This is a genomic window from Pyxidicoccus trucidator (assembly GCF_010894435.1).
Taxonomy (GTDB): Bacteria; Myxococcota; Myxococcia; order Myxococcales; family Myxococcaceae; genus Myxococcus; species Myxococcus trucidator.
The window spans coordinates 1,368,637-1,389,367 of record NZ_JAAIXZ010000001.1; the positions used below are offsets into that span (position 1 = coordinate 1,368,637).

Annotated in this window: 17 protein-coding genes; 8 read left to right on the forward strand and 9 right to left on the reverse strand. The window is 70.2% G+C overall.

Annotated elements, in window-relative coordinates; all coding sequences use genetic code 11:
• Positions 1 to 241: 241 nt before the first annotated feature.
• The 4 genes from G4D85_RS05570 to G4D85_RS05585 form a co-directional block, all read right to left on the reverse strand.
• The gene (locus G4D85_RS05570) at positions 242 to 826 is read right to left on the reverse strand and encodes an outer membrane beta-barrel protein (RefSeq protein ID WP_338052866.1); all 585 of its coding nucleotides are present in this window, start codon (positions 824 to 826) and stop codon (positions 242 to 244) included.
• Positions 827 to 922: 96 nt separating this feature from the next.
• Entirely contained in the window at positions 923 to 1,690 is a 768-nt protein-coding gene (locus G4D85_RS05575) for a hypothetical protein (protein ID WP_164008583.1), read from the reverse strand.
• 14 nt (positions 1,691 to 1,704) lie between these two features.
• Positions 1,705 to 3,441 (reverse strand): hypothetical protein, encoded by a 1,737-nt coding sequence (locus G4D85_RS05580; protein ID WP_164008586.1) that lies wholly within the window; start codon positions 3,439 to 3,441, stop codon positions 1,705 to 1,707.
• 121 nt (positions 3,442 to 3,562) lie between these two features.
• Positions 3,563 to 4,573: a 3-oxoacyl-ACP synthase III family protein gene (locus tag G4D85_RS05585; RefSeq protein ID WP_164008588.1), complete on the reverse strand. Its 1,011-nt coding sequence runs from the start codon at positions 4,571 to 4,573 to the stop codon at positions 3,563 to 3,565.
• A 237-nt stretch (positions 4,574 to 4,810) separates the two neighbouring features.
• On the opposite strand from G4D85_RS05585, the gene G4D85_RS05590 reads away from it, so the two are divergent.
• Positions 4,811 to 5,668, forward strand: coding sequence for an arginase family protein (locus tag G4D85_RS05590; RefSeq protein WP_164008589.1), 858 nt, complete (start codon positions 4,811 to 4,813; stop codon positions 5,666 to 5,668).
• A 30-nt stretch (positions 5,669 to 5,698) separates the two neighbouring features.
• On the opposite strand, the gene G4D85_RS05595 is transcribed toward G4D85_RS05590, so the two are convergent.
• On the reverse strand, positions 5,699 to 6,586 hold the full coding sequence (locus G4D85_RS05595; RefSeq protein ID WP_164008591.1) for a hypothetical protein: 888 nt from the start codon (positions 6,584 to 6,586) through the stop codon (positions 5,699 to 5,701).
• 155 nt (positions 6,587 to 6,741) lie between these two features.
• Here G4D85_RS05595 and G4D85_RS05600 point away from each other — a divergent pair, with 155 nt between their 5' ends.
• Together G4D85_RS05600 and G4D85_RS05605 are read left to right on the forward strand one after the other, a co-directional pair.
• The gene (locus G4D85_RS05600; RefSeq protein ID WP_164008593.1) at positions 6,742 to 7,326 is read left to right on the forward strand and encodes a hypothetical protein; all 585 of its coding nucleotides are present in this window, start codon (positions 6,742 to 6,744) and stop codon (positions 7,324 to 7,326) included.
• A gap of 60 nt (positions 7,327 to 7,386) precedes the next feature.
• Positions 7,387 to 9,597 carry a molybdopterin-dependent oxidoreductase gene (locus G4D85_RS05605; protein WP_164008595.1) on the forward strand — a complete coding sequence of 737 codons (2,211 nt, stop codon included), beginning with the start codon at positions 7,387 to 7,389 and terminating at the stop codon, positions 9,595 to 9,597.
• On the opposite strand, the gene G4D85_RS05610 is transcribed toward G4D85_RS05605, so the two are convergent.
• A complete protein-coding gene (locus G4D85_RS05610; protein ID WP_240359081.1) occupies positions 9,536 to 10,582 on the reverse strand; it encodes a lysylphosphatidylglycerol synthase domain-containing protein in 1,047 nt (348 codons plus the stop codon). The two genes, G4D85_RS05605 and G4D85_RS05610, sit on opposite strands and share 62 nt — an antisense overlap.
• A gap of 255 nt (positions 10,583 to 10,837) precedes the next feature.
• Here G4D85_RS05610 and G4D85_RS05615 point away from each other — a divergent pair, with 255 nt between their 5' ends.
• On the forward strand, positions 10,838 to 11,824 hold the full coding sequence (locus tag G4D85_RS05615; protein WP_164008597.1) for a zinc-dependent alcohol dehydrogenase family protein: 987 nt from the start codon (positions 10,838 to 10,840) through the stop codon (positions 11,822 to 11,824).
• Between the two features lie 4 nt (positions 11,825 to 11,828).
• Complete coding sequence (locus G4D85_RS05620; RefSeq protein WP_164008599.1) at positions 11,829 to 12,602, forward strand: glucose 1-dehydrogenase; 774 nt, start codon at positions 11,829 to 11,831, stop codon at positions 12,600 to 12,602.
• 22 nt (positions 12,603 to 12,624) lie between these two features.
• On the opposite strand, the gene G4D85_RS05625 is transcribed toward G4D85_RS05620, so the two are convergent.
• The 3 genes from G4D85_RS05625 to G4D85_RS49180 form a co-directional block, all read right to left on the reverse strand.
• Complete coding sequence (locus tag G4D85_RS05625) at positions 12,625 to 15,132, reverse strand: hypothetical protein (RefSeq protein ID WP_164008601.1); 2,508 nt, start codon at positions 15,130 to 15,132, stop codon at positions 12,625 to 12,627.
• 8 nt (positions 15,133 to 15,140) lie between these two features.
• Positions 15,141 to 16,532 carry a hypothetical protein gene (locus G4D85_RS05630; RefSeq protein WP_164008603.1) on the reverse strand — a complete coding sequence of 464 codons (1,392 nt, stop codon included), beginning with the start codon at positions 16,530 to 16,532 and terminating at the stop codon, positions 15,141 to 15,143.
• Between the two features lie 70 nt (positions 16,533 to 16,602).
• Positions 16,603 to 17,289, reverse strand: coding sequence for a hypothetical protein (locus tag G4D85_RS49180; protein ID WP_240359082.1), 687 nt, complete (start codon positions 17,287 to 17,289; stop codon positions 16,603 to 16,605).
• 195 nt (positions 17,290 to 17,484) lie between these two features.
• Between G4D85_RS49180 and G4D85_RS05640 the strand changes: the two genes are divergently transcribed.
• The 3 genes from G4D85_RS05640 to G4D85_RS50685 all read left to right on the forward strand — a co-directional run bounded on the left by G4D85_RS05640 (position 17,485) and on the right by G4D85_RS50685 (position 20,018).
• Complete coding sequence (locus G4D85_RS05640) at positions 17,485 to 18,711, forward strand: phospholipase D-like domain-containing protein (protein ID WP_240359083.1); 1,227 nt, start codon at positions 17,485 to 17,487, stop codon at positions 18,709 to 18,711.
• Between the two features lie 379 nt (positions 18,712 to 19,090).
• Positions 19,091 to 19,615 (forward strand): VapE domain-containing protein, encoded by a 525-nt coding sequence (locus G4D85_RS50680; protein ID WP_420821690.1) that lies wholly within the window; start codon positions 19,091 to 19,093, stop codon positions 19,613 to 19,615.
• Positions 19,497 to 20,018: a VapE domain-containing protein gene (locus G4D85_RS50685; RefSeq protein ID WP_420821697.1), complete on the forward strand. Its 522-nt coding sequence runs from the start codon at positions 19,497 to 19,499 to the stop codon at positions 20,016 to 20,018. Before G4D85_RS50680 ends, G4D85_RS50685 begins: the two co-directional genes overlap by 119 nt.
• Positions 20,019 to 20,731: the final 713 nt, after the last annotated feature.

The following is a 20,731-nucleotide window of genomic DNA, read 5'->3' on the forward strand; positions in this document are numbered from 1 at the left end:
GTTGCTGGTGGAATGGCCGCGCGGCGAGGCCGTCCCGACGAAGTACCACCTTTCGTCCCTACTCCAGGTGCGGCGGCAGCTCCAACTCCTGCGACTTCGCCGCATCGGCCACTGCCCTCTATGCCTGCGCCCGGTCAACGCTCGCGCGCCTCCTCGCGGGTCGTCATGCATGTGACCGAGTAGTATTAGTCCCTCATCGAGACGGCGCGCCTGCGCGGGGAAGCTGGGAGACGAACGAGGCTCACCAGAACAGGCGCGTGCCCAGTCCCAGCGTCCGGAAATAGTTGTTGGGGCGGTCTTCGAAGTCGTCGTGGTAGCGCGCGTCGGCGACCAGGGCCAGCCCGTCCACTAGGTTCAGTTCCACCTCCACCCCCACGGAGTAGCCAAGCCGGCTGTTCTCGGCCCTGTACCAGGCAAGTCCTCCCACGATGGCGGGGCGGACAGGGCCCAGGGCCAGCCCGGCGCGCACCACTCCCCCGAGCTGGAAGAGGGCCTCATTCTGGAGACTGCCGACCTCTTCCCGCCCGATCTGGATTCGGGAGCCCGCATGGGCGTACAGGGCCACCTCCGGGCCGAGAGCGAGATAGGGGCCGAGCCGGGCGAGCAGATGGAGCCGGGCGCCTGGCCCTCCATGGACGAGGGCTTCGTCGTCTGTGCCCCATGCGTAGCCCGCCTGCAGGCCCAGCTCCATGCGCGCGTCTGTTCCCGACCTGGGCTGCGGTGGAGCCTCAGCGGAGGCAGGAGGGCTCGCAGTCCCTTCCTGCGCCAATGCGTGTCCAGCGGTCAGCCACAGCAATATGGAAAGTGCTCTCACGCGCCCCATCATGACATGGAGAAAGCCCGTGGCACCTGATTCGCACCACGGGCACGGCCCCCACTCCTTGGAGTGGCCAGTCCGTCACGACGGGGCAGGCGAGCGCGCTCACTTCGTGGGAGGGGTGAGTTCTGGGACACGCGTGGGCTTGCGGTGCTGCTGGTGGTCGTAGAAGCACTCGGGTCCGAGCACGGTGATGAGGCGCTCCTCCGCGGCGTCACCTTCCGGCGTCATCGCCTGCGTGGGCAGCGCATAGGGCTGGACCAGGACGAGCCCATCCCCGAGTTCCTGGCGGGTGTCCGGAGGCAGGGACAGGAGACGCTCTCCGAACATGCGCACGAAGGGTGGGCCGAAGAAGTTGCGCCAGTACAGCCCGGCAAGTCCTTCGCTGGGGTCTCGCACGGTGAAAGCCTGCTCGCTGCCGACGCCATCAGGACTGGGGATGACCCGCTCACTCTTGCGGCTCTTGTCCTCGTCCGAGCAGGCATAGGCCAGCGGAGAGTCCAACAACCGCATGACCTCCATGACCTGACGAAGGTGAGCGTTGCGCCAGTTTGCATTCTCGGCTTCGGCCAGGGGGGCTGCCCAGATGAGCTTCCCAACGAAAGGGTACTCGTCCCGCGTGGACGGGAAGAGCATCAAGTAGTCCTCCTCGGGTCGCGCGCTGATGGTGATCTTTGGGTACTCGTCGTAGCAGGCCAGGACATCACGATAATCGGAGCGCCCAGGAACCAGCCTTGCCTCGTCGCCGAAGCGGCCGTAGCTGACCGGTTGGAACCAGCGATACTGATTGAACACGAGGTCCAGCAGCTCGCGTACGACTCCCGCAGCAGGTCGCCCCGGCGGCAGGCGGACGTAGGTAGAGATGTGTTTCACCGGCATTCCCAAGCTCAAGGGTACCACCGGATCTGCGCCTGCCCTTGGTCAAAGAGGTCCTTGAACTGCTTGGTCAGGTTGGACGTGAGCTGTGTCTGGCCCCGGTCGTGCTGGGCAGAGCGGAACCACACTTCAACATGTCCCCCATATCGCTCAACGTACTGGAGCATGAACTTGAGGTTGCCGGTGAGGGCCATCTCCGCGCGGCCCTTCACCTCGACGAAACGGTAGGGCCTGCCCCACACCAGCTCCTCGGGATTGCCCACCACCGAGTCCGGGATGAAGCCCTGCTCCGCTCCCTTCCCCGGAGGCGGCATCATCATCGCGGTGTTCTTCTCGTAGCCTCGTGCCTTGAGCACCGACTCCTCGAACTCGCCGCCCCTGCTCATGTTCTCCAGCACCGTGCGGTACATCCGCTCCCACGTGGCGTCCGGCGCGAACTCGAAGCGCGGGTACTTGCCCGGGTGGCGGAACTGGTAGTCCACCCACGCCTGCGCCAGGTGCTCGGCACTGCCCGGCACCAACCGCAGGCCCTCCGTCGTGGCGCGAGAGCCCAGCAGCGGCACCCTGGCCCCGGCCTTCACCGCCTCCGCCACTTCCGCCAGCGGGCCGCGCAGCCGCTCCGTCACCTCGTGCAGCCACTTCATTTCCTCTTTCGGCACCTTCTTCCCCTGCCCCGCCAGCCGCAGCAGTCTCTGCACTCGCTCCACTTCGCCCGGGGCCAGATGCTGCGCCACGCGCTGAAGCACCTGTGCCTCCTGCAAGCCTCGCCCGGTGAGCAGCGCCGTCCTCGAAGCGCCCTCGGCCAGCGCGCTGCCCACCACGAAGGGAATCAGCAGCATCACCGCGCACAGCAGCCGGTCCTCGGGACTCAATTCCCGGCCCAGCATGCTGACGCCCACCACCGCCCCCATCAGGTCCGCTGACTCGCCCACCAGCGGCACCAGCCCCACCGCCGCCTCCAGCAGCACCTCCTCGACGGGCACCCTCGCCACGGCCTCGGGCACCCAGTCCAGGTGCGGCGGCGCCGCGTTGCCCAGCGCCAGCGCCGTAACCAGCGCGCTGCGCTTCGCCAGCAGGTACACCGCCACTTCCTGCGGACTCTTGCGCAGGTAGTCCGGGTCCTGCGTGTGCGCGTACGCCCAGCCCAGCACCGCCGAGGTGAGGGCGTCCTGCGCCCCCTCGTACACGGGGCTCTCCGTCACCAGCCACTCCCGGCCGGCCTTGCGGAAGTGGCGCGCGGCCAGCAGCCGGCTCCTCTCCCTCGCCCACCTCCAGTGCTCCTCCAGCTTGACTTCCACGGCCGCGTCGCGCGCCCTCGCCTCACGGCCCTGCTGCACGCGCGCCACCTTGAAGCGCAGGTACACCTCCTCCGGCTCCTCGCGCGCAAGCTGCTCCTCACCCCGCCCGTGCAGCCACCCCAGCACCTCCAGCAGCGCCGCTTCTCCCTCGCGCCGCTCGGCCTCGGGCACTTTCGGCCGGCGCAGTGCCGCCTGCTTCTCGCGCACGAAGGCCATGAAGCGGCCCAGCTCCGCGCCGCCCAGCGTGCCGCCGCCGCTGCCGTCCTCCAGGGACGCGGGCCGGGGAAACGGTGGTGGCGAGGCGGGGCGGTAGCGCAGCGGGGTGCTCTCCAGCCACGGCTCCAACCGCTGTCCGCCCCAGCCCTGGCATCCCGACAGCACCACCAGCGCAACCATCCCCAGCGCCCCGATACCTCGGGCTCTCGCGGCACACCGGGCTCGCCATTCCACGATAGCGCACCTCCTGGAATTCCGAGGAATACCAGAAGATACCGCCACCTGACAGCAAGCCCGCCAGGAACCCCGTTCAACCCGCGCTACGACGTCGCGACCGTCACGCGCTCGAGCAGCGCTACGGCGTCGCGACCGTCATGCGCTCGAGCAGTGCGCCGGCCCAGGTGAGCCCGCTGCCGACCACGCTCAACACAACCGTGTCGCCCACCGACGGGTCATCCCAGTGCTCGCTCAGAACGCTCGGCGCCCCAGCCGCTCCGGTGTTCCCTCGCCTGTCCACGTTGTACAGGTGGCGTGCATCGGAGACCTCGCAGCGCCGCTGCACCGACTCCAGCATCCGGAGGTTCGCCTGGTGCCCGATGAAGGTGACGTCCCCAGGCCCCTTCGCCGGCTCTCGCGTCAGGTAGCGCCCACGCAGCTCCTGGAACGTCTCGCCCGCTCGGCGGATGGCGAACTTCTGCACCTCGCCGCCCTGCTGGGTGAAGTGCCCCACCCGAGGCACCCGCACCTTGTCCGCGCCCGCCGGGTCTCCCGCGAGCAGCGTCTCCGTCACCTGCCAGCGGCCCAACATCCGAGGGGACAGAATCGCCGCCGACGCGCCGTCACCCCACAGCACCGCGCTGGAGCGGTCCGAGTAGTCCACCACGCGCGTGGAGTTGTCCATGTTCACCACCAGCACGTAGTCCGGGAGCCGCTCCGGCCGCATGCCCGTGAGGAAGTGGAGCTGCATGCAGAACGAGGAACATGCGCTCTGCAGGTCCACCGCGGGCGCGTCGATGCCCAGCAGCTGCGCCACGCGGTTGGACTCGGCCGGAATGCACTCGTCCGGGCTGCACCCGCCCGCCACCACCAGGCCGATGTCCGACGGCTTCAGCCCCGCACGCTCCAGCGCCATCAGCGCCGCCCGCCGCCCCGTCTCCGCGTTGCTGAAGAGGGCCGCCTCCTGCGCCGCGCGCACGTCGCGGTTGCGCGTCTCGCGCAGGTAGTCCAGCGGCAGCACCGTGTGCCGCGTGCGGATGCCCACCCGCTCCAGAATCCACGCGTCGTTCGTGTCGAGGCCCAGCTCCTCGAAGAAGGCATTTGTCAGGAGGTTGGGCGGATGGAAATGACCGAGCGCGTGCAGGAACATGTGAACCCTCTAACCACGTACCCTCGCAATTCTTTGTCAGCGTCATGTCACGGCTCCGCCTCGACGGAGGGCCGTCGACCATCCGAGCAGGCTCCGAGGCGCCAGTACCGCGCCGCGGCGGAGCGGCAGCATCAACGCGACACGTCATGAGCAGAGCGGCCCGTGTACGCCTACGCTGCACGCGCACCCGAGGGCGAGCGTGGGCCGCCCGGGAAAGGCAGACAGCGGATGACCTCCATGGAACGAAGCGCGGCACTCGGCCTCTTCTTCCCGCAGTGGCAGGGCGCCGGAGAGGTCCCCGCGCTGGAGACCGGAGCCCGGCGGCTGCGCGCGCGACTCGACGGCGTGGGCCCGTGGGCCGAGGTGGAAGTCCCCGCCGTCCACCCGCTGCGCCGCGAGGCCGGAGTGTGGGGACACGGAGAGCTGCTCGCGCAGTTCTGCGCCGCCCGTCGCGTGCTGGAGGCACACCAGCCCGCCCGCGTCCTCACGCTGGGGGGCGACTGTGGCGTGGAAGTGGCGCCGGTCAGCTACCTCAATGCCCGGCTCGGCGGCGACCTGGCCGTGGTCTGGTTCGACGCCCACGCCGACCTCAACACGCCCGACAGATCACCCAGCGCGCTGTTCCACGGCATGCCGCTGCGCGTGCTGCTGGGCCAGGGCGCGCCCGCCTTCGTCGAGGGCGCCCGCCCGCACCTGGAGCCCCGGCAGGTGTTCCTCGCCGGAGTGCGCGAGCTGGACCCGCCCGAGGCCGACTTCATCCGCGCGCACGCGCTGCGCCGCTTCACTCCCGCCGACCTCGTGTCACGTCCGGAGGCCCTCGCGAAGGCCCTGCGCGAAGCGGGCTTCCGCCATGCCTATGTCCACATGGATTTGGACGTCACCGACCCGGAAGAGCTGCCGGACGTGGCCTGTCCCACGCCGCATGGACTGGCACTCGGCACGCTCGTCGCACAGCTCCGCGCCATCCGTCAGGCGCTCCACCTCGTGGGGGCGAGCATCGTCGAGTACGCCCCCACGGCCACGGCGGCCTCGCGCGAGGCCGTGCTCTCCGGGCTCATCGACGAGGTGCGCTCGCTGCTGACCGGAAGCCCCTGAGCAGCGGAGCGCACAGCGGAGCGAGAAGGCTCACTTCCACGTGGGGTCGGTCACGGTCAGCTTCATCCCGCCCTCCCCTGCCACCGAAATGCCCGCCGCGCGCAGCTCCTTGCTCAGCCCCACCGACGCGGGGCCGGCCAGGGAGAACCCGAACATGCGGGCCCCCTCCGCCAGAAGGGACATCTTTCCCTCGAGGGGAATCGTCACCGTGACGGGAGAGTCCTTCTCCTGAACGGTCATCGTCGTCGACACACTGAAGATGCCCACGGCGCCTCGCGCATCCTGGACGATTTCGGAGAGCCGGACGCGGGTACCGGTGAACCGCGCGGCCGGGTCGTCGGGCTGGAGGACCTCCTTCGTGAGGACCTTGGCGAAGCGGTCCAGACTGTCCCCCACCCGGAGGGGCTTGTCGGGGAGGGCCGCCTCCAGCGCATCCACCTTGCCGAGTTCGGGAAGGTTCTCTTTGATGGCGGCCAGCTCCTCCGGGGAGACCGGCTTGCCGTCCTCGGTCGTCACCACCATGCGGCCCTTCTCCAGTCCGGCGACGTACGTCTTCCCATTCACCGGGCTGACCGTGCGCTCCTTCTTGCCCTCCTCCACCGCATCCTCGTACATGTCCCCGTAGACCACCTTCACCCGCTCGAGGAGGCCCTTGCGCGCGGCGAGCACCGTCATCGAATAGTTGCTGGACGACGTGTTCGACAGCTCCAGCGGCTCGGAGTCCATGTCCGGCCCACTGAGCACGAAGTCCAGCCGCATCTCCAGGCCCAGCGCTACCGTCTCGACGTCACCGACCGCGGGCGCCTTCTTCTTGAGCTGGAAGGTCTGGCCCTTCAGCCCGTCCCCGGCCTGGGCGCTGACGATGGACGGCGCGAGCGCCAGTCCCACGATGACGATGGACGATACGAGGCGGTGCATGTCGAGTTCTCCCTCTCGCGGCCATCCTTCCATGCTCCCCACGTCGCGTCAGCACGGATGCAGGAGGAGCCGCCTGGAGGCCGCGCGCGGTACGCTGACGGGAGCAGGGCGAGTGGGGCGTCCCCCACCGGGCCCATGACAGGGAGACCCAGCCCATGACGGCGCAGCTCAGTGACAACGTCCGGTATCTCGACCGCGACTTCGCGCTCTCCGGAGTGAAGGGCTCGGGGCTCTTCGAGCCGACGCGGCACGGGCTCGAGCCCCAGATGCAGTCGACAGCCTGCCGCCGTGGCTTCGTCTGCATCTATGCAGTCTCGGACGGCGGGCTGTTCCTGGAGGAGCTGCGCCTCGGCCTGTCCCCACCGGAGGAGCAGGAGGTCCAGGCGGGCCGGGGCAAGCCCCTGTTCGGCCAGGCGCCCCGGTACGTGGACACGTGGGATGAGCACGTCGTGTACGAGCGCCTCCACGCGCCCGTGGCGTTCTCCGGGGGCCTGCTGGTGGCCTCGGACTTCGTCCGGGAGCTGTATGTCCACATGGGCTTCCACCCGGCCTGGAAGTACCGCGAAGTCCATGAACTCCTCTTCGAGAAGGGCCGGCTGGTGGAGGCACGCGACTGCTCCCAGACCATGCACAGGGTCCGCGAGCGCCTGCGCGAGCAGCCGCTCGGACCGGGCGGGTCGGCCAGCCGGAGTGAAATCGAGCAGTGGGTCTCGAAGACCTTTCGTCTGGACCAAGACTGAAGCTCGCCGCTGGGGGCGCCCACGCAGGTCGCCCGGGCGGAGCGTTGTAGACTCCGGGGCATGACTGCCTCCGCCGAGTCCCGGGTCCACTTCCGCACCTGCAATCTCTGCGAGGCCATGTGCGGCCTGCGCATCGAGCTGGAAGGCAACCGCATCACCTCCATCCGCGGTGACGAGGAGGACACGTTCAGCCGGGGCCACATCTGCCCCAAGGCGCTGGCGCTCAAGGACCTGTACGAGGACCCGGACCGGCTGCGCCACCCCATGCGGCGCACCGCCAGCGGCTGGGAGCAGGTCTCCTGGGAGGACGCGCTGGAAGAGACGGCGCGCCGCCTCCACGCCACGCAGAAGGAGCACGGCCGCGACGCGGTGGCCGTGTACCTGGGCAACCCCAACGTCCACAACACGGGCAACATCATGTTCGGGCCCGAGCTGCTGCGGACGCTGCGCTCGCGCAACCGCTACTCCGCCACGTCGGTGGACCAGCTCCCGCACCAGCTCGTCGCGTACCTCATGTTCGGCCACCAGCTCCTTGTGCCCATCCCCGACATCGACCGCACGCGATACATGCTGGTGATGGGCGCCAACCCGCTCGCCTCCAATGGCAGCCTGATGACGGCGCCGGACGTGCGCGCCCGCCTGCGCGCGATTCAACAGCGCGGCGGCCGCGTCGTCGTCGTCGACCCGCGCCGCACGGAGACGGCTGGCATCGCCGACTCGCACGTCTTCATCCGCCCCGGCACGGACGCGCTCGCGCTGCTCGCCCTGCTGCACGTGGCCCTGGTGGAGACAACGCCGCGCCCCGGCCCCCTCGCCGCGCATGTGGACGGACTGGACACCGTGCGCGAGCTTGCCCGCGAGTTCACCCCCGAGCGCGTGGCCCCGCACACCGGCGTGCCGACGGACGTGCTGCGCGGAATCGCCCGCGACTTCCTCGCCGCCGACGGCGCCGTCTGCTACGGCCGCATGGGCCTGTCCACGCAGCCGTTCGGCTCGCTGTGCCAATGGCTCATCAACGTCCTCAACACCGTGACGGGCAACCTGGACCGCGAGGGCGGCGCCATGTTCACCCTGCCCGCCTTCGACATCATCGGCGGTCCGAAGGCGCTGGGCCTGGGGCGCGGCAGCATCGGCCGGTGGAAGAGCCGCGTGCGCGGGCTGCCCGAGTTCGGCGGCGAGCTGCCCTCGGCCGCGCTCGCGGAGGAGATCCTCACCCCGGGCGAGGGCCGCGTCCGCGCGCTGCTCACCCTGGCCGGCAACCCCGTGCTGTCCACGCCCAATGGCTCGCAGCTGGACAAGGCGCTGGGCGGGCTGGACTTCATGGTGAGCATCGACCCGTACCTCAACGAGACGACGCGCCACGCCCACCTCATCCTCCCACCCGTGTCCCCGCTGGAGCGGAGCCACTACGACATCGCCTTCCACGCGCTCGCGGTCCGCAACACGGCGAAGTACTCGCCGGCCCTCTTCGAGCCCGGGCCCGACGCGCGCCATGACTGGCAGATTCTCCTGTCGCTCCAGCACCGGCTGGAGACGCTGCGCAAGGGGCGGCCCTCCCTGCGCTCCACGCTGAAGTACCAGGCCGTGTCGAGGCTGGGACCCGAGCGGTTGCTGGACCTCGGCCTGCGGCTGGGGCCCCATGGCGCCCGCTTCCACCCGCTGAAGCAGGGCCTCACCCTGGCGAAGCTGCGCGCGGCGCCGCACGGCGTGGACCTGGGCCCGCTCAAGCCCTGCCTTCCCCACCGCCTCCAGACGAAGGACCGCCGCGTCCACCTGGCCCCGGAGCAACTGGTGGCGGACGTGCAGCGGCTGCGCGAGCGCTTCCCCGAGAGCGCCACCCCGGAGGTGCGCGACGGCGAATTGCTCCTCATCGGCCGCCGCCACCTGCGCGACAACAACTCCTGGCTGCACAACGTGTCCGGCCTCGTGAAGGGCAAGCCGCGCTGCACGCTGATGATGCACCCGGAGGACGCGGCGCGACGCGGCCTCGCGGATGGCGCGGAAGTCACCGTCACCTCGCGCGTGGGAGCGGTGACGGTGGCCGTCGCGGTGACGGACGACGTCATGCCCGGCGTGGTGAGCCTGCCGCATGGCTACGGACACGGCCGCCAGGGCACGCGCCTCAAGGTCGCCGCCGAGCACGCGGGCGTCAGCGTCAACGACCTCACGGATGACCGGGCACTGGACGCGCTCAGCGGCAACGCCGCCTTCAGTGCGACGCCGGTACAGGTGAGGCTGGCCGCGCGGGAGTCCGCCACACCAGCGGCGTGAGCACGCCCGCCACGACGAAGAGCAATTGCACCACGTGCCCCAGCATCGCCACCGACATGGCGCGCGCGGCCGTGGTGTCCAGCACGCCCGCCGCCATCGCGAAGGCGCCGTCACTCACGCCCACCTGCCCCGGCACCAGTGAGCCCACCGCCAGCGCGCACAGGTAGAGGCCCTGGGAGAAGAGGGCCTGCACCAGGGACGTGTCGATGCCCACCGCGTGCGTCAGCACCGCGTACTGCCCCACCTGGAACACCCGGCTGCCCAGGAAGGCCAGCGAGGGGCGCCACGGCAGCAGCGCTCCGCACCGCGCGGACGCCTGGAACTGCTCCGCGTGCGAGGCCCAGCGGTGGAAGCGCCGCGCCAGCCACGCCACCGGCCGCTTCGCACGCATGCACGCGCGCAGGCCCGCCGACAGCAACACCAGCACCACGCCATGCACCAGCATGGCCACCGTGAAGAGGGAGAAGCCTGTCAGCAGGTACGACGCCAGGGCGCAGGGGAAGGAGATGAGGCCCCCCGCCGCCAGCGAGGCCGACTGCGAGGTGGCCGCCGCCGCCGTGGCCGCGGCGCCGCCCGCGTAGGGCGCGAGCAGCGCCGCCTTGGTGGCCTCCGCCGCCGCGCGGCCCGCGGGAGCCATGCTGGACACCGCCGTGCCGATGAGCTGCGAGCGCACCAGCATGGAGAGCGGGATGCGCCCGGCGCTGGCGCCATACGCGGAGCGCGTGGCCAGGGCGTCCATGCACTGGCGGCCCAGCTCCAGCAGCACCACCCACGGCAGGTACGCGGCGGCGTCCGACAGCACCCCCCGCAGCTCACCTGGCCCCGCCTTGCGCACCAGCAGCGCCAACATTCCCAACCCGGCCAGCGCGAAGACGGGGCGCAGCACCCCCGCCGCCCTCCGACGCCAGGCCCCGGGCAGTGCGGGCACAGACATCGCGGCACCCACCGGCTGGCCCAGGGTCATCTCCCCGTGTGTGTTGCTCACCCGCGCCCCTCCTCGCCGCCCCGCCCACGCCCAGGCCTCGAATGAAACTGGGCAGCGTGATCGCCGCTGGCGAGGGCGGACTGTCGGAAGCCGTCAGCCCCTGTCCCTTCACGTCAGCGGGTGGACACCCGGCCGTGTCCCACACCGCCCCAGGAGGTGGGTTGCGGCGGGTGACATCGACTGCCTGCACGCTCGGCACCCGGATGGAACGCCGCTAGGGTGCGGCACGCATTTCCCCCGGACACGGAGTCACGCATGAAAGCAGTGCGATTCTCGACCTTCGGTCATCCCTTGAAGGTAGCGGAGGTGGTGGAGGAGTCGGACGCGGCGCTGCAGCCCGGCGAGGCCCGGGTCGAGGTGCTGGCCACGCCCATCAACCCCTCCGATTTGCTCACCCTCACGGGCCAGTACGGCCAGCTCCCCAAGCTGCCCGCGGTGCCCGGCAACGAGGGCGTGGGCCGGGTGGTGGAGGTGAAGGACTCCACCGCCGTGCGCGTGGGAGACAAGGTGTTCCTCCCCATCGGCGCGGGCACCTGGCGCACGCACCTCACCGCCCCCGCCGAGACGCTGCTGCCGCTGCCCCCCGGCATCGACTTGCAGCAGGCGTCGATGATGTTCATCAACCCGCCCACCGCGGACGTCCTGCTGCGGCAGTTCGTCACCCTCCAGCCCGGCGACTGGGTGCTGCAGAACGCCGCCAACTCGGCGGTGGGGCGCTACGTCATCTCCCTGGCGAAGCTGGCCGGGTACAAGACGGTGAACGTGGTGCGCCGCGAGGAGCTGGCGGCGGAGCTGACGGCGCTGGGCGCGGACGTCGTGCTGGTGGACGCGGAGAACCTTCCCGAGCGCGTGCGCGAGGTGACGGGCGGCGCGAAGGTGAAGCTGGCCCTCGACGCGGTGGGCGGCGACTCCACGATGCGCCTCGGAGACTCCCTCGCCACCGGTGGCACGGTGGTGAACTACGGCGTCATGAGCGGCAAGGGGCCCAAGCTGTCCGCGGCGGCCTCCATCTTCAAGGACATCACCCTGCGCGGCTTCTGGCTGGTGCTGTGGATGAAGCGCACCCCGCGCGAGGACCAGCGCGCCCTCTTCGCCCGGCTCGCGCAGCTCATCGCGAACGGCACCCTGCGCACGCCGGTGGAGGGCACCTTCGCGCTGGAGGACATCAAGGACGCCCTGGCCCGCGCCATGGAAGGTGGCCGCAGCGGCAAGGTGCTCCTCACCCCCAATGGAAAGGTCTGACGCGATGAAGCGCGTCGAAGGCAAGGTGGCGTTGATTACGGGCGGCGCGGGCGGGCTGGGCAGCGCGGCGGCGCGCATGCTGGCGCGCGAGGGCGCCAGGGTGGTGGTGACGGACCGCAAGGAACGCGAGCAGGACGGGCAGGCGGTGGCCGCGTCCCTGGGCGACGGCGTGGGCCTGTTCCTCCCCCTGGACGTCACGAAGGAGGACGACTGGGCGAAGGCGATGGAGCGCACGCTGGCGCACTTCGGCCGGCTCGACGTGCTGGTCAACAACGCCGGCATGGGCATCCCCAAGGACATCGAGTCGCTCTCCCTGGAGGAGTGGCGCCTCGTCCACGCCGTCAACCTGGACGGCGTCTTCCTGGGCTGCAAGCACGCCATCCGCGCCATGCGTCAGTGCGGCGCGAAGGGCTCCATCATCAACGTGTCCTCGGTGGCGGGACTGATGGGTGTGCCCACGCTCATCGCGTACGGCTCCGCCAAGGGCGCGGTGCGCATGTTCACCAAGTCGGTGGCCATGCACTGCGCGCACAAGGGCTACGGCATCCGCTGCAACTCCATCCACCCCACGTTCATCGAGACGGACATGGTGGACGCGCTGGCGAAGAGCAGCGGCGACCCGGCGAAGGCCCGCGCCAACATGGCGCGCACCATCCCCCTGGGCCGCCTGGGCGAGCCGGATGACTTCGCGTACGCCATCGTCTACCTCGCGTCGGACGAGTCGAAGCTGATGACGGGCTCGGAGTTCGTCCTCGACGGAGGCGCCACCGCGCAGTGACGCACGGTGGAGTGGCGGCGCCTCAGGCCCAGGGCGCCGCCATCAGCTCCCCGAAGCGCAGGCCCAGCTCCATGCGCCCCGTCATGGCCCTGCCCCATGCGGTGGCCTCGGCCGTCCACGACTCCACCGTGAGGCCGTGCGCCGCGAACACCGCCAGGACGTCGGCGCCACCGCCGCTCAGTTGCTTGAGGAGCAGCACGTAGTCCATCAGCGTGGGCAGCCGCGCGTCGGGCAGGATGACCTCGTCGTCAATGGGCCGGCCCGGTAGCTGGGGACGCAGGGTGAAGGCCGCCAGCGCCGCGATGTGCATTGCGGGAAGGTGGAGCGCGGGCTCCTGGCGCCGGGCGTCGTCCGCCTGGCGCTCCAAGTCCCGGCGGCGGGACTCCTCCACCACGCGCCGCAGCTCCGCCTGGCGCTCCAAGTCCCGGCGGCGGGACTCCTCCACCACGCGTCGCAGCTCCGCTTCCCGCTCCCGTGCGTCATCCTCCGCCTTCCGGTCGAGGTACTCGCGCATCAACCGCACTTCGACGTGGAGGTCCTCCAGCAAGTCACGGTGGTAGCTCGACTCGCCCTCCGGCACCGGCGCGGCGCGGACGCGGCGCTCGAAGTCGGGGAACCACGGCAGGAAGCGCTCCACCTCTGGGATGAGCGCGTCGTGTCCCTCGCGCAGCGTGTTGGCCAGCGCCGCCGCCGCGTAGAACGCGGCGTGGGACGTGGAGCGCGGCCAGGCATCCACCCGGGCCTCCGCCGCCGCCCACACGCACGCGAGGCGCCGGGGCAGCTCCTCCACGGGCGCCTCACGGACCAGCAGGTCCACCAGCTCGGGCAGCCGCGTGGGCGCGTCCGCGCGCCACCAGGCCTCGAAGCGGGCGACGGGGTCCGGCTCCTCCGCGAGCTGCCGCTCCCACAGCTCCTGCCGCCATGGCGCAAAGGCGGACAGCACGTCCGCGCGCTCTTCCGGGTGCAGCCGGAAGCGCAGCCACGCGGCGTCGATGAGCTCCTCGCGACCGGAGATACCGCTCCAGTACCTCACCGCCTTCGCGAGCGGGGCCAGCAGTCGCGCCCTCCCGGGAGGCTCCCACACGGCCAGCAGCAGCCGCGCCACCCGGCCGCCGGAGCGCACCTCCCACCGGTCCATCCGGCCGGGCAGGGACACCAGCGCGTCCAGCAGCGGCACCGCGCCCTCCTCCTCGCGCGCCCAACCGTGGAGCAGGGGTGTCTCCTCGGGGCCGGCCAGCGAGAGGAAGCGCGTGAAGTGCCCGTCCTGGAACAGGCGCGCGCGTCCCGCGGGCGTCTCTCGCGCGAGTGCCTCCGCGGCGGCGGCCACGAAGGCGCGCACCGCCGCCAGGCCCTCCGCGTCAGGGGCGGCGGCGGCCCAGTCCAGGAAGCGCAGCGCGTCCTCCCCGGGCAGGGTGCTCAGAGTACGCCGGGCCCAGGTGGCCCAGAGGTCCTGGTCCGCCGCCGACAGCGTGGCGAAGGGCTGGCCCTGGACCCACGAGTGCAGCTCGCCCGCGAGCCCACCCTCCACCCGCGAGGACACGGAGAGCAGCGTGGACAGCGCCCCGGGCGGCGGCGGCGTGGGCAGCCGCCTCAGCACGTCACGGGCAAAGGCCGCGTCTCCGTCGACATGCAGTCGCTCCAGGAGTCGTGCCGAGCCCAGGGCGGCCAGCGTGCGGCGGGCCTCCGTCACCTGCTCCGCGTCGGACGCGTCCAGCGCGGCGAGGAGGCCCGCCTCATCCTTCAAGCAGAGCGCGCACTCGAAGCGCACGTCGGCGTCCGGGTGGCGCAGCCCCTCGCGCAGCGTGAAGAGCAGGTCCAGCTCCGGCTCGCTCCCCGTGACGCGCGCCAGCGCCACGGCCGCGCGGGCCCGGTGCTCCGGATGTTCCGCGAGGACGGTGCGGGCGTGCCGCTGGAGTTGCTCGCGCTGCTCCTTCCGGATGCGCATGCGGGGAAAGACGCGCCAGCGGGTGAGGGCCAGCGTCGCCTCCAGGCCGAAGCGGCCTTCGTCGAGCAGGCAGACGGTGGCGGAGGACAGCATGGCGTGCGAGGGGTGCCCCTGGTTCACCTCCGCGAGCGCCGCGAGCCACCGGACCTCCTCCACGGTGCTCCGCTGGTGGAGCGCCTCCAGGGACTCGGTGGGTGACGCGGGGGACTCGCCCGTCTCGAAGGACGCTGCTCCCGGGAGCCAGCGGGCCCACCGGTCCTCCACCTCCTCGGCGAAGCCCTGGAGGAGGAGGTACGGCTCGCAGCGCCTCACGTCCACCAGGAGGCGGCGCACCTGGGTCCACTGCGCGGCGTACTGGCGCTCCAGCGTGTCCGCCAGGGCTGGCTCCAGCAGGGCCACCCGCTCCGCCAGCGCGAAGCGGTCCACGCCGGCCTGGAGCAGCATGCGCGCGGCGCCATACCACTCGGCCGGCACGAAGCCGCAGCCGCACTCGGGACACCGGCCGTCCGGCGACTTGAAGCGCGTACAGGCCGGGCAGCGGACCTTCGCGCCCCGGCGGGCACCGTTCTCCAGCAGGAGGACCATGTCCCGGGCTACTCCTTCATCACCTGCGCGGCCTTGAGCTGGCCCACCAGCTCCTCCGCGCCGGGAGTCTTCTTCTCCGCCAGCGCGCGCAGCCGCATGGCCACCTGTGGCGTGAGGGACTCCATCAGCGCGCTCCGCAGGGCATCTCGCCCGAAGCCCGGAGCCTCAAGCGCCGGCCCGAGCAGCTCCACGGCCCGCCGGTCCTTCAGCCGCAGCAGCGCCGCCGTGGCCTGCGCACGGGCACCCGGACACTTGCTCGCGAGCTTGAAGGCGGTGTCCGCCGCCTCGCGTCCCTTCACGAAGCCCAGCAGCTTCACGCTCCCACCGCCAGAGGTGTCCCGGCAGAACACCGTCTGGAGGATGGCGGCCTTGGCCTCCGGCTGGCCCTGTCGAGCCGCCGCCTCCAGCGTCTCGTCCTGGACGAAGGAGCCGTCCACCTTGAAGGTCACCTTCACCGGGACGTCGAAGCCCGCGTTGACGAGCTTCGCCGCCAGCAGGTTGCGCTCGTTCTCGGGGTAGCGCGCCAGGTCCTTCGCCGCCCTCGCCCCCGCAGCCTTCCGGGCGCCCATGGCCAGCCACTGCTCGGTGGCCACCGGCACCAGCAGATTCGGCAGGTACCGGCCGCGCTCGGCCACCGCCTCGTACAGCGCCACCGCGCACCCCGGAGCCACCTCCAGCGACTCCCCCGGCCCCGCTCGCACCGGTACCCGCAGCTCGTCATTGGAGCGCGACCACCCCGAGGCCGTCGCCGTGCCCGAGGCCAGCCGGTCCACCCACACCGCGTCCACGTCCGAGGGCTCCTGACAGGTCTTCGCGTCCCGCAGCTCCGCGGCCCGCTCGGACAGGGAGCGCGCATCGTCATTCAGGGTCTGCGCGTACGTCCCGGGCTTCGCCTGCATCATCGCGCAGCGCACGAAGGTGTCCGCCCACAGCAGCAGCCACGGCTCCTTCTCCTGCCGCAACCGCTCCACGGCGCCCGGCAACCCGTCGGGCGTCGAGGTCGCCGCCAGCAGCGCCATGGCCCGGTCGAACGGCTCCGCCGAGGTCTCCGCCCGCTGGCGCAGCTCCGGTGTCTCCACCAGCAGCTTGAGGGCCAGCTTCGCCACCTTCTCCGGCAGCGCGGACTGTCCCGGGTGAGAGCCCATGCGGTGCATGGCGAACATCATGCAAGCCCGAGGGCCCGCCGCCAGCGCCAGCGCCCTCTCCTCGCCGCTCACCCGCGCCAGCTTCACCAGCACGTCGTACGCGGCGGCGCCCCCCTTTCGCAGCGAAGCCTCCGCCGCCTCCTCCTTCCCCGGCTTGTCCAGCGCGTAGGCCGCCTGCCACAGCGCGGAGTCATCAGCGGCCTGCGCCGCCCCCGTGAGCACGAGGAAGGCGAGGAGAAGGGCGAGGCGGGGCATGGGACCTCCTGCGGGGACACGGAAGCGGCGTCATCCTACACGCAGGAAAGCCTGAGCCCGCGAGGGAGACTCAGCGGGTGACGGTGGGAAGCGCCCGGCCCTCCAGCCACGCGTCGAGCATCCCGTCCTCCAGCAGCCGCCCGACGACGTGGTAGCGCGAGAGCATGGCCGGCGAGGTGAGCGCGTCCTCGCAGAGGGCCTCCGCCGTCCCGAGATAGGAGGAGTGGCACATCCACACGCGGGAGCCGTCATTCCAGAGGAAGCCCACGTGGTAGTCGAGCCCGACGACGTACAGGCCCTCGCCCTCACGCGTCACGCGGTGGACGACCTCGCTCACCGGACGGTTCCGGAAGCGCCAGGTCCGCCGGGGCGGCGCGAGCGTCTTCACGATGTGCTCGGCGGGCTGCTGCGCCATCCGCACCCGCTCCACGCGGAAGCCGGCGTCCTCGAGCACGGTGGACACAAGATAGCCACAGGCGATGCCTCCTGAGCGCGGCGTCCGCGTGGTTCCGTAGAACTCCCACGGCGTGCCGTGCCACGCGGGCAGCACCTGTCCGGTGAGGGCCTGGAGCACGACGGTACGTGCCTCACTGCGGACGGCGGCGCGGTCCACGCCCCGTACGCGCCACCGCGTGGCGAGCTCCTCGCGCCGGGCCGTGAGCTCCGCGAGGACCTCTGGATAGGGCCGCTCCCGCGCGAGAGGACCTTCCTCCACCGGGAGTGAGGTGAGGGCCACGAGCAGCAGGACGGAGAGCATGTGGAAGTGGACGCCCGAACGCTTCCAGCCGTTCCCTCCGCGCAGTCGAAACCCACCCGCTGGCGCGAACACGATTCCAGTGATTTACAGATATTTCTTCATTTCATCCCGTAGCACGGCGGCGATGAACCTCGGGAGAGCACCATGCTTTCGACGACGTCCGGCAGCGGCCTTTCGCTTCAACGAGTACTCGCCGTGGTCCTCTGTACGTGGGCCTTCCTCGGCTGCGAGCCCGAGCCCTCCGAGCCTGACGTGGGCGGCGCGGACCTGGGCTCGGTCCAGGCGGGCATCAGCTCCGCGTCCGGGACGCTGGGAGGCAAGCGGGTCTGGGCGCACTTCAACAACCCGCCCGCGTTCGCCGGCCGGGACTACACCATCACCGACGAGCTGAAGCGGCTCATCAACAACGTGCCGGCGGGCGGCACCATCCGGGGCGCCATCCACTCGCTGAGCATCGACGGAGTCGCGGATGCGCTGCTCGCGGCGCAGAACACCCGGGGCGTCACGGTGTACCTGGTGCTGGACGGAAAGAATGCGCCGTCCACGGACCCGGCGGTGAACACCATCCGGCAGATTGCCAACCACAAGTTCTGCACCAACTCGAGCGGTGGTGGCGGCTGCATCGGCACGGGCTCCGCCGGCAACATGCACACGAAGCTGTTCACGTTCAGCGCCACCACGGACCCGAGCGGAGTGCTCCATCCGTACGTCTCGTGGTTCGGCTCGGCGAACCTGACGTACGCGAGCGGCACGGATGCGTTCAACAACACGATTACGGTCTACGACGCGGAGACGCTGTACACCGGCCTGAACGCCAACTTCACGGACATGTACAACCGGCGTCACTACGCCAGCAACGACTACTACGACTCGGCCAGCGGACGGGGCTACTACCTGACAAATCCGGCGGACGGGTATGCCTCTCCCGAGGCGATTGGGCAGACGGACACCATCGTCACGCGGCTCAACGACATCACCCCCGACGCGAACTGCCGGGTCCGCATCGGCATGTCCTTCGTCACCACCGGGCGCCCCGAGCTGCTGGCGCAGATCAAGCGCATGAAGGCCGGGGGCTGCGCGGTGTGGATGGTTGTCAGCGGCAACGCGACGGACGGCATCGATATGTCGCAGTCCGTCTACAACGACCTGCTCACCGCGGGCGTCTCCATCCGCCGTCGCGACAAGGTGCACGACAAGTTCTTCGCCGTGTACGGCAAGTTCGGCACCAGCTACGCGTACCGGGTGTACACGGGCTCGCAGAACTGGTCGCAGGATGCGCTGAACGAGAACGAGGAGATCTTCGTGAAGCTGGCGCCGGAGACGGGCTCGGTGCGCCCCATCTACGACGCGTTCTACACGCACTTCAACGACGCATATAACGGCGGTGTAACTTGCTCCCGGACCAACTACCCCTGCCGTTGATTCGGTAGCAGGATCCGCGCAATGCCCTCCTCCCTCCGCTCCGTGAGCGTCGCCGTGCTGTTCCTGCTGTCGGGAGCGTGTACGCGCATGGAGCGCCCCCTGGAGGAGGGCTGGCCCGAGAAGCTCGACTTCTCGCGGCTTCCTCGCCACGCGCAGCAGGAGTCGCAGTCGCAGGAGAACCTGTCCCGGCTGGAGAGACTGGGCGATGAGCGCACGTACTCGCGCACCTACCCGCAGCAGGGCCCGTTCCATGGCAGCATGCCGGTCGTCACCCTCATCTACGGGCCTGAGCGCGACGAGTTCTACGTGCAGGGGGACTGCATAATGGGACACATCCCCACTGTGCGCCCCCTCGGACGCTGGCGGCCCGTGGCCCTCGATGGGATGCGCGGCCCCCCGCCGCCTGCTTGCGCGCGCACTGCTTGCCTGTCGGGCGGCCTCTGTGGCCCAGCCGGTGGCGCTGAAACCGAGGTGTCGGGGGGCCTCTGCCCTTCAGTGCAGCCGCTCCCCTTGGGGCGGGCCGCGTGCAGATGCCAGGGGCAAGGGGAGGGTGGGCAGCCCCAGGTGCCTCAACACCTCCTTGACGCTGGGGCCTTTCAGCACCGCCAGTACCCTCCGGCGCCCGCCGCAGCCAGGACAGGTGAAGACGTCGAAGTCGAAACTGCGCTTCAGCAGCGTCGCCCAGTCCAACCGCGCAGCGCGCTGCTTCCTCCGCACCTCCGCAGCGCCTGCTGGGGCCTGCGTCTTCGTCGGAACCACGAACTCGTCCGAGTACCTGCGCGCGGATTCGAGCGGCTACCGGCGGTGGTGGCCCCGTCAAGTGCACACGCATCGACATCGCGGGCCTGAAGCGCGACAGGGGCCAGTTCTGGGCGGAAGCCGTTGCGTGCTTTCGCATGGGTGAGGAGTGGTGGCTCGAAGAGAAGCAAGCCCAGTTCGCGGAGCGACACGCCCAGGAGCGCAGCGAGTCGGACGGCGGCCCGGACGACACGATTCTCCAGTGGGTGTTTAGCTTGCCGACCGAGAAGCGCAACGAGGTGACGACCGAGCTGGTGGCCCGCAACGCGCTACTCCTCACGACGCCGGGGCAGATTCCGCGGCGTCCGCCTCGACATTGGCCGCGCCTTGCGACGCCTGGGCTTCCAACGCACCCAGCGGCGGATTGCCGGCATCCAGACGTGGGTCTACCTGCCGCCGGAGAACATCCGCACCGCTGCAACGCGATGGGCGCCGCCTGTTTCCTTAGAGCTCCTAACAAAAGTAAGGGTTGGAGCCTCCTCCCGAGGGGAAGTTCCCCTCAAACCTGACTTTTGTTAGGAGCTCTTACCGTGCGCTTCATGAGCCTCCCTCATGCACCCCACAGCCCATGCCTTAACTTCTTGTAGTCTGAGGACCAGAACTGCTGTCCGGGGTGACCTCCACCGAGGGAAGGAAACTCACGCTCAGCGGGACCAAGTCGAGAAGTCGTAGAAATTATGAATTACACACTAGTCATGGACTTCCGCTTAGTTCCGTAGTTCAACTTGCGGCTCTACCTGCTTTCACAGGAGCCGAAATGACGTTGTCGGAACGAATTCATGGCTGGACGTATTTGCTGGGTGTGATTGCGCTCTTGGGCTCGGCGACTTCTGCTCATGCGGCTGGCCCATTACTCATCACTTCAGCGGAAGCTGACCCGTCGACGAACACGCTTTACCTCTACGGCGAGAACTTCGGGTACGTGAAGCCGTCGGTGGAGTTCGCAGGCCTCGGCATCCGCGCCGACAGGATCCCGAGCTACGGAGACTCGGCGATCACAATCATCGTTCCCTTTGAACTCCTGTGGACGTCCGGGACGTACTTGGTCAGCGTCTCAACGGGGCCAGCTCCGGAACAGAATTCTTCTATTGCGGTCACGGTGGGAACCCAAGGCCCGAAGGGAGACAAGGGAGATACTGGCTCGACGGGTTCCAAGGGAGACACCGGCGCGCAGGGCGCTCAGGGACCCACGGGTGATACCGGATTGACGGGAGCGCAGGGG

Excerpts from the sequence above, each read along its gene's own strand:
- G4D85_RS05570 (WP_338052866.1), bottom strand. The coding sequence starts at position 826 with ATGATGGGGCGCGTGAGAGCACTTTCCATATTGCTGTGGCTGACCGCT.
- G4D85_RS05585 (WP_164008588.1), bottom strand. The coding sequence starts at position 4,573 with ATGTTCCTGCACGCGCTCGGTCATTTCCATCCGCCCAACCTCCTGACA.
- G4D85_RS05590 (WP_164008589.1), top strand. The coding sequence starts at position 4,811 with ATGGAACGAAGCGCGGCACTCGGCCTCTTCTTCCCGCAGTGGCAGGGC.
- G4D85_RS05595 (WP_164008591.1), bottom strand. The coding sequence starts at position 6,586 with ATGCACCGCCTCGTATCGTCCATCGTCATCGTGGGACTGGCGCTCGCG.
- G4D85_RS05600 (WP_164008593.1), top strand. The coding sequence starts at position 6,742 with ATGACGGCGCAGCTCAGTGACAACGTCCGGTATCTCGACCGCGACTTC.
- G4D85_RS05605 (WP_164008595.1), top strand. The coding sequence starts at position 7,387 with ATGACTGCCTCCGCCGAGTCCCGGGTCCACTTCCGCACCTGCAATCTC.
- G4D85_RS05615 (WP_164008597.1), top strand. The coding sequence starts at position 10,838 with ATGAAAGCAGTGCGATTCTCGACCTTCGGTCATCCCTTGAAGGTAGCG.
- G4D85_RS05620 (WP_164008599.1), top strand. The coding sequence starts at position 11,829 with ATGAAGCGCGTCGAAGGCAAGGTGGCGTTGATTACGGGCGGCGCGGGC.
- G4D85_RS05625 (WP_164008601.1), bottom strand. The coding sequence starts at position 15,132 with ATGGTCCTCCTGCTGGAGAACGGTGCCCGCCGGGGCGCGAAGGTCCGC.
- G4D85_RS05630 (WP_164008603.1), bottom strand. The coding sequence starts at position 16,532 with ATGCCCCGCCTCGCCCTTCTCCTCGCCTTCCTCGTGCTCACGGGGGCG.
- G4D85_RS49180 (WP_240359082.1), bottom strand. The coding sequence starts at position 17,289 with ATGCTCTCCGTCCTGCTGCTCGTGGCCCTCACCTCACTCCCGGTGGAG.
- G4D85_RS50680 (WP_420821690.1), top strand. The coding sequence starts at position 19,091 with ATGGGATGCGCGGCCCCCCGCCGCCTGCTTGCGCGCGCACTGCTTGCC.